General features: G+C 36.5%; 5 protein-coding genes and 1 pseudogene. 1 reads left to right on the plus strand and 5 read right to left on the minus strand.

Annotation, left to right across the window (positions count from 1 at the left end):
- From V7149_RS10135 to V7149_RS10155, 5 genes and pseudogenes are all read right to left on the minus strand, one after another.
- Positions 1–254 (minus strand): annotated as a pseudogene (locus V7149_RS10135) (CAP domain-containing protein); the annotation flags it as partial.
- Positions 255–593: 339 nt separating this feature from the next.
- Positions 594–1,994: a sensor histidine kinase gene (locus V7149_RS10140; RefSeq protein ID WP_335345513.1), complete on the minus strand. Its 1,401-nt coding sequence runs from the start codon at positions 1,992–1,994 to the stop codon at positions 594–596.
- Positions 1,991–2,668, minus strand: coding sequence for a response regulator transcription factor (locus V7149_RS10145; RefSeq protein WP_335345514.1), 678 nt, complete (start codon positions 2,666–2,668; stop codon positions 1,991–1,993). The genes V7149_RS10140 and V7149_RS10145 overlap by 4 nt, the downstream gene beginning before the upstream one ends.
- 289 nt (positions 2,669–2,957) lie before the next feature.
- Positions 2,958–3,941, minus strand: coding sequence for a YncE family protein (locus tag V7149_RS10150; RefSeq protein WP_335345515.1), 984 nt, complete (start codon positions 3,939–3,941; stop codon positions 2,958–2,960).
- A gap of 64 nt (positions 3,942–4,005) precedes the next feature.
- Complete coding sequence (locus V7149_RS10155; RefSeq protein WP_335345516.1) at positions 4,006–4,284, minus strand: hypothetical protein; 279 nt, start codon at positions 4,282–4,284, stop codon at positions 4,006–4,008.
- Positions 4,285–4,395: 111 nt separating this feature from the next.
- On the opposite strand from V7149_RS10155, the gene V7149_RS10160 reads away from it, so the two are divergent.
- Positions 4,396–4,635: a DNA alkylation repair protein gene (locus V7149_RS10160; protein ID WP_335345517.1), complete on the plus strand. Its 240-nt coding sequence runs from the start codon at positions 4,396–4,398 to the stop codon at positions 4,633–4,635.
- The last annotated feature ends 102 nt before the right edge of the window (positions 4,636–4,737 follow it).

The raw sequence follows: 4,737 nt of genomic DNA on the forward strand, positions 1-4,737 counted from the left end.
GGCTTTTGTTGTACTGGCTGTTGTGCAAATTGTTTATTTAATCCATTCATATCCCATTGAATATTGTAATTCTTAAGGTATTTTTGCAGAATGCTATTAACTTGATCGTAATTTACATTAGTAGATTGTGAGTAATTAACTTTAACTTGTTGAGGTGTTGGGCAATTGGATGCTGCGTCTGCCTTATTCACCACTGGATTTGAAACTAGTAAAGCTGCCGCTGCTGCTACTGAAAATAACATTTTTTTATTCATCTATTAAATCCTCCCTGATGTGAGTTATTTGTGTGCTGCCTTGCTTGCACAATCATCATAACACATGGTTTTCCGTAATATTTCTGGAGAGATTTAACAATTTCCTTGTATATGAAAAATATAAAGCTAGAATAATCACATGAATCTCGTAAAACCTTTTACTTTGTAGGTTTATAAAAAATAGACTGGAGGATATTTACTTGGATAGATAATCCTTTAGAAGAAACCACCTTAAAGTTACTCCAGAATATTACTAAGAATTCGGTGTTGACAAGTTATTATAAAGGCAGCTTGTTTTACTATTGTTACAAAAATATTACACATATGATGTTTTTATAACTAAAGATCGATAACTGGAAGAATAATCCTAACAGTTGTCCCTAATTCGAGCTTGCTCGTGATCATTAGCTTCCCACCATGGAGATTAACAATCTTTTCGACAATCGCAAGCCCCAAACCTGTTCCCCCATCCTTTCTGGTCCTTGCCTTATTTACTCTGAAAAATCGCTGCTTTATTTTATCAATATCTTCAGAAGGAATTCCTATTCCTGTATCCTTCATCTCTATACAGCAGCCTTCCTTTATTTTATAAAGCTCAAGTCTGATTTCTCCTTTGTCAGTGTATCGTATGGAATTGTCCATAATATTTTGGATAACCTGTTCAATCCGGCCTTCATCTCCATTTATTATAATATCCGGATCGAGCTGATATTGGAGGTCTACATTCTTATTCTTCATAATTGGTCCGTACTTCTGCAAAGAGTTTTCAATAATTTGTGCAAGTGGAAGCGGCATTTTTTCCAACTTAAATTCTTCAGAGTCCAGTCGTGAAAGGTCAAGAAGATCACCTACTAGCCGTTCCATTCTTCCTGCTTCCCGATGAATGATATGGACATAGCGATCATGGTCTTCCTTTTTGGCAATCCCAGAAATTAATGCTTCACTATACCCTTTTACATAGCTTATTGGGGTTCTAAGTTCATGGGAGACATTGGCGAGAAACTCTTTTTTCCTTTCGTCCTCTCGTTGAATAGAAGAAGCCATATGATTAAATGCATGGGCAAGCTGACCAATTTCATCTGTTGATTGATTATCGATCTTGATTGAATACTCCCCCTTTGAGACACACTCAGCTGCAGCCTTCATCTCAAGTAACGGTTTTGTCAGCCTTCGGACAAGGATTGTTCCAAAAGAAATAGCAATAATTAAAAATAGAAAGGCCGCCATCATCCATAAATAAGCAAAGTCTGTTGTGACCTCTGAAATTTTTGCTAGCGGTAAATATAAATAAATAATTCCCTCAAGCCTATTTTCATCCAAAAGAGGAATAACTACAGCCATAATTTGCCGATCAAACCGCTCCTCATAACCAATCTTATGTACCGGTTCACCTTTAAGCAGCTGTTCTCTTTCCTTCCCGCTTATTAATGCCTCATAATCGATATCAAAGGGTAAGCAGGCACTTAGCTCCCTGGGATTGCTGACAATAAAAATTTCTGATTCAGATTTTGTTCCATACCATTCAATTCTATCAATTAATTCCTCTGTTAAAGCTCCCCCATCATATTCGCTTGCCAAACGATTTCCTTCCTCTATTAATGAAGTCTCTACATTATTTACATATAGCTTTTCATAAAATAAATAAGAGAGGAAATAGGAATAAATAATCGTAATTAAAATGGCCGCTGTAATGGTGAGCCATAGTTTTTTTGCCAGACTATCGGTAAACTTAAACTTCATTCTGAAGGCACCTCAAATTTATAGCCGATTCCCCATACAGTCTGTATATAATCCCCGACACCAAGCTTCATTCTTAATGTTTTAATATGTGTATCAACCGTTCGAAGACTCCCTATATAATCAATTCCCCAAACTGAGTCAAGAAGCTGTTCTCTGCTCAAAGCCTGTGACTGATGATCAACGAAACATAGGAGAAGTTCAAACTCCTTCAATGTTAAAGATATACTTTGCCCTGCTACTGATACTTTTCTAGCCAATTGATCAATGATTATTTTTCCAACTTGGATATATGAGTCAGTTTTTGTCATACCGCTTCTGCGTAGGACGGCATTAATTCTTGCGACAAGCTCTCCTGGACTAAATGGTTTAACTAGGTAATCATCACCGCCAAGCTGAAGGGCCTGCACTTTGTCCCATTCCTCCCCTTTGGCTGATAAAAAGATGATCGGGATATTATATTTTTCTCTAATCCTCTTACATACCTCATACCCATCTTCATCTGGCATCATAATATCAAGAATAATTAAGCTGATGTATGTATCCTTTAGGATGGCATACCCTTCTTCCCCATTAGCAGCAGATAAACAGTGAAAGCCTGAATTCTCCAGATACATTTCAACTAGATGTCTCATATCCTCCTCATCATCAATAATAAGGATATTTAGCTTCTCCATTACTTTCTCTCCCTTAACTGAAGGGCGTTTTAAACCCTTCTTAACTACCTTCGTCTATGGTTTCCGTATAGAAGGGTGATATGAACTCCTCTTAACTACCTTAAACTATGAGTTTCCGTGTCGAAGAGCGTTTTAAACCCCTCTTAACTACCTTCATCCATGGTTTTCTGAATCGAAAGGCGTTATAAACCCCTCTTAACTACCTTCAACAATGAGTTTCCGTGGCGATGGACGTTATCATTCCCTCTTAACGACTTTCGAACATGATTTTCTCACTCGAAGCCCCAGTTCAAGGCGCTTCCGCTTTTCTTATCACAATTTGAAAAGGTCCCTTCCCCACGGGGATTGTTTTGATTATGTCTAGATTTTCCGGGTTTACAATATGAATATCATTGCTGTCATAACCAGCTATCATTAAATACTGATCAAGTAAAGCCATTTCAAAAGGATTTGCACCAATTACTTTAGAATTGACTACTTTTCCTTCCATATTTAACTTGTAAAGCATGCTTGTCCCGTGGCTAAGTGCAAATACATGATGATTAAATTCCAAAAAATTCACAGGCATAGTTGGGGCCGGGATTTTGTAAATTAACTCGGCCGTTTCTGAATTGTACACATGAATATCCTTTTCAACCACGGCACCCGCACCATGTCCTCCAATCCAAAGCTCATTCCGATTATCATTTAGCCATGCCCCTGCAGCTGCTGGGTGAATATGATAGCTCGAAACATTTTTTGTGTTATTCAAGTCAACCACTGTTAGTTTTTCTTTACTGAAACTTAATACATATAGTTTTTTATCCTTTTCCGATTCAAGGATGGTTAATGGATTATTTTCCGTCCTAATTTGTGCTTTCTCTTCACCATTCATATCAAATAATCTGATTTTAGCAAGATTTTGATCCACTAACGCAATATAGGAATTTGTTTGAAGCAGCTTCCCATTGACAATTCCTTTGCCCGTTTTCCAGCTACCAATCTTTTTTCCGGCTTTTAAAGAAAATAAATCAACTGTCTCAACCTGTTTTCCAAATAGTATAATTGTATCTCCATCTGGAAAAATAACGGCACCTGTATAGGGCTTTTTTAGCTTCCAATCGGAAAGCTTTTTCATATTCTCTATATTAACGAAAGAAACAGACATATCCTTAATATTGACAGTTGCAGCAATAGAAAGATCTTCTTCAATAGGCTGAAATTTTTGATTCGTGCATGAAGATAATAATATTGCTGTCACAAATATAATCAAAAATCGGAATAATATAGGCACAGGCTTCTCCTCTTTTAACCTTTTTTCCATATTATATGGCCTATATGTGTTTAATTTGTGAAGTTCATTTTGATGATTGGACGCTTTTTGTGAACTCCGTCAGCTCTAGATGCAATTGAATTAAAGCGATTTTACTTTGGTCAGATAACTCTGATTCGATAATTCTTTTTGTTGCCATATAATACTTTTCCATTAATGATTTTCGAACTCTAGGATGAGCGTTTTCATCCTTCAGCTCCCTGACAATAGCTTCTTTTAATATTAATTCCGCAGACTCGTCAGCTAAAAGGGAACGATTTTTCCATAACTTTCGATATTCATCTAATAAATTTTGATAATACATGTTACATCACCATCTAATTTTTTTAATAGGTCTTTATCATTCTATTTTTACATAAAAAAAATCGGATATGCAAAAAATAGTTAAAATAATGTTGAAGGGAGATCAATTAAGTTGAGTACACCATATTGCTGTCCAAATTGTAAAACAAATCGGAGCCGTTTTAATATTATTAGACAGGTTCCGCAATCCGTTAAACTCGACCCGCACACAGGAGAAATTGTTGAAGAATTTACAAACGAAAATTTAAGCCCTTTTCATATGGCATACAAAGGACCAGAAATTAAAATACAATGCGGTTCCTGCGGATTAGTAGAAGATGAAAGAACGTTTATTAAATTTGGGGAAAGATAATTAGAAAAGTAGAAGCGCCTTCGGAACATCAAAGGGCAAATGTTCCTGCGAAGAATATTCGCAGAAGCTTTCCTTTGTGCCCACCCCCGACAAGCACAAGAC

The organism is Bacillus sp. JJ1503, from assembly GCF_036965125.1.
GTDB lineage: Bacteria > Bacillota > Bacilli > Bacillales > Cytobacillaceae > Cytobacillus.

Bases quoted from the DNA above. Each gene is read 5' to 3' on its own strand.
- V7149_RS10145 (WP_335345514.1), bottom strand. From the start codon at position 2,668: ATGGAGAAGCTAAATATCCTTATTATTGATGATGAGGAGGATATGAGA.
- V7149_RS10140 (WP_335345513.1), bottom strand. From the start codon at position 1,994: ATGAAGTTTAAGTTTACCGATAGTCTGGCAAAAAAACTATGGCTCACC.
- V7149_RS10155 (WP_335345516.1), bottom strand. From the start codon at position 4,284: ATGTATTATCAAAATTTATTAGATGAATATCGAAAGTTATGGAAAAAT.